Raw genomic sequence first — 3,088 nt, 5'->3', positions numbered from 1 at the left:
CAGTATTGTAGGTATATATAAAATAAAAAATAATATCTATATCTCTAATCTTATCTGTCATATGTCATCTGTCATACCTGCCATCATCGGCGAGGCGCTGAAACTGCACAAATCGATGACTGTCTGCTAAACTATGCGCGTCAAACTCTTAACCAAAGGAATACTATGGCCATTCAAACCATTGAACACTCGATTCTGTCGTTTTCCGGACGCGATCGTTGGCGTGCTTGCCCAGTGTCCGTGACACTCTCGAAAGGCATGCCGGATTCGTCTGGAGCGGCTGCTTACGAAGGCACGTACGCGCACACCGTCGCCGAGTTTTACATCCGCCAAGCTTTCGATTTGCCCGGCGCGCAGACCGGCGAAGCGCCGGATCAGTCACCGCCTGACGGGTTGAAACGATTCGTCGGTAAGGTCGACGGTGCATTCGTGACAGAGTGCGCGGAATGGAACGCCGAGATGCGCAAGCACGGTAAGGCGTACGTCGCGTACATTCAATCGCTGATCCCGCCCGGCACCGAGTGCTTCGTCGACATCGAGCAGAAGGTATCCGCCGACACGATCGACAAGCGTCTGTTCGGCCGCCTTGATCTGCGCCTGTGGTTTCCCGCGCACAAGGTGCTAGGCATCGTCGATTACAAGTACGGATTCATGGACGTCAATGTCGGAACGGTCGACGACCCGAACGCGCAGCTAGCGGCGTACGCGGTGGCGTCGCTCGATCGCTGCACCATTGAAGCGACTGGCGGCGTGATCCTAGCCGTGTTCCAACCGCGGCGCCCGCTCGGCGACGCTGGCCACAAATTGTACCTGCCTTACGAGTGGATCGCGCAGGAGCGCGCCAAGCTGGCGCAGGAAGTCGCTGCGGTGGATGCGGCCGCGCTCGCAGATCCCGCGCTTGTCGTGCAGCCAGGCGATCACTGCCGCTATTGCAAGGCCGCGCCAAAGTGCCCCAGAACGACCGGAGTCTTACAGGCCGCGCTCGACGTCAACGCCGGGCTCCGCAGCGTGCTCGACATGCCTGAGGATGACGTGCTGTCGCTATACGCGTCACGCACGGCGATCAAAGCGCTGATGGAAGATATCGAGCAGCGCGTCGAGCAGCTCGCGAAGAACGGCAGCGCGAAGATCGAAGTAAAGACTAGCGCCGGCCGTCGCATGTGGCGCAATCCTGCGGAAGCGACGCTGACGCTGCTCGCGCTAGGGCTGGATTCGTGTCTCTCGCCCGGCCCGCTGTCGGAAGTGCTCGACAAGATTCCTGAGCAGTTCCGCGAGCCGCTGGTGGGCCGCTCGCGCGAGTCCGTGTCGTACAAGGTGCTGAAAGCGAACGAACCGCGCGCCGTCGCCGATGCGTTCAGAAAATACGTTAAGGGCGCTTGACGGCGCATTAACTAAAGTTTAAAGTCTCAATCACTCGCCGCGTCCCTGCGGCGAGCCCTCGAAACCTCTACCTGGAATCTTCGAACATGGCTGATATCACCTCTCACGTTGCAATCCTCGCGCATTCCTCGCTCGACGTCCCGAGCATCAATAAACTCAACCCCGCCAAACCTGCCGCGTTTTACGCGCAGATCGCATTCCCGCCGCGCGCTGGCCAGGATCTGCAAGCTATCGCCGCGGCCGTCGCGCCGGGCGGCAACTTCGCCGGCATGGAAGTCGGTGTGAAGACGAACGGCTCGCTTGCGAAGCCGCTGCCGGGCGTACCTGCCGACTGGTTTGTCGTGCGCACGTCGACGCGATACGCACCGTATGTCGCTGATGCCGCTGGCGCACAGCTTGACCAAAGCACGCCGCACGGCGCCGCCGCGATCAAAACGCAGTTCTACGCAGGCAAGAAAGTGCGCGCCGCGCTGTCGGCTCTCGCTTGGGCACACCCGGCTACTGGTCGCAAGGGCATCTCGTTCAACCTCAATGGCATCATGGCCAGCGAAGACGGCGAGCGCCTGAACATCGGCGCGGGCGTGACGGTCAACGCATTCGCGAAATATGCCGACCCGAGCAAGGCCGCGCCGGTCGCGGCGAGTGCTAACCCTTTCGGCGCAGCGGGCGCACCGGCCGCCCAGTCTGCTCCTGCGGGCGTGGCTACGGATCAGAACGCGACGGCCTTTGCTCAGCCTGCCGCTGCAAACCCGTTTGCGGCCGGCGCTGCACAGGCAAGTGCTAACCCGTTCGCACAAGGTCAAGCAGCAAACGCGGGCAACCCATTCGCAGCCTGATCGTTTCGTGCATCGAATAAACCCGCTGCGGCGGGTTTTTTCTTGCCAATGTTTGACGATATGTTAAGATACACGTTACCTTAACCAACGCACAAAGCCATGAACGAACAGCTTACGCAGACTGCAATCGACGTAATCCAGCAACTCGACACATCCGACCTGGACAGTTTGGTTACATCGATCAACGCGATCCGCGCTGCACTGCACGAAATATCGCCTTTCAAGTCGGAGCCCGTCGACTTCGTCAAGTGGGTTAAGAACGATTCGGTCTACGCGAACGACTACAACCCGAATAGCGTCGCGCCGCCCGAGATGGAACTGTTGCGCGTGTCGATCGAGGCAGACGGCTACACACAGCCGATCGTAGGCATGCCGGATAGCGACGGCCAGCACGAAGTGATAGACGGGTTCCACCGGCACCGCGTCGGCAAGGACGCGCCGGATATCCGCGCGCGTGTGCACGGCTACCTGCCGCTTGTGATGATTAAGCAGTCGCAATATGACAAGGCCGATCGCATGGCGTCTACGATCCGCCACAATCGCGCCCGCGGCAAGCATAAGGTCGACGCAATGAGCGACATCGTGATCGAGCTCAAGCGCCGCAACTGGACCGACAACAAGATTGCGAAGAACCTGGGCATGGAGCCTGACGAAGTACTGCGGTTGTGTCAGATCAGCGGACTGTCGGAACTGTTCGCCGATCAGGAATTCAGCAAGTCATGGTCTGTCGAGCACTTCGAAGAGCAATTCACCCCGCTCGCGGAAGAGAACGGCGAGGCCGCGCCCGAGCAGGAACCGGGTCGCATCCTGCACACTTGGGAACATTGGGAGTGCTACCCGGCAGGCTTCTATGATGACAAGCCCAAGTCTGG

3 protein-coding genes are annotated in these 3,088 nt (G+C 59.9%); all 3 read left to right on the top strand.

Annotation, left to right across the window (positions count from 1 at the left end):
* The first annotated feature begins 165 nt into the window (after nucleotides 1–165).
* On the top strand, nucleotides 166–1,380 hold the full coding sequence (locus tag VGH68_RS18785) for a DUF2800 domain-containing protein (protein WP_331605188.1): 1,215 nt from the start codon (nucleotides 166–168) through the stop codon (nucleotides 1,378–1,380).
* A gap of 86 nt (nucleotides 1,381–1,466) precedes the next feature.
* Nucleotides 1,467–2,216, top strand: coding sequence for an ssDNA-binding protein (locus VGH68_RS18780; protein ID WP_331605186.1), 750 nt, complete (start codon nucleotides 1,467–1,469; stop codon nucleotides 2,214–2,216).
* A gap of 99 nt (nucleotides 2,217–2,315) precedes the next feature.
* The coding region (locus VGH68_RS18775) for a ParB/RepB/Spo0J family partition protein (RefSeq protein ID WP_331605185.1) at nucleotides 2,316–3,088 on the top strand (773 nt) is incomplete at its 3' end.

Origin of the sequence: Paraburkholderia sp. (assembly GCF_036488505.1) — a bacterium.
Classification (GTDB): Bacteria; Pseudomonadota; Gammaproteobacteria; order Burkholderiales; family Burkholderiaceae; genus Paraburkholderia.
This window is presented reverse-complemented; position numbering and strand designations above follow the sequence as displayed.

Bases quoted from the DNA above. Each gene is read 5' to 3' on its own strand.
- VGH68_RS18785 (WP_331605188.1), top strand. From the start codon at position 166: ATGGCCATTCAAACCATTGAACACTCGATTCTGTCGTTTTCCGGACGC.
- VGH68_RS18780 (WP_331605186.1), top strand. From the start codon at position 1,467: ATGGCTGATATCACCTCTCACGTTGCAATCCTCGCGCATTCCTCGCTC.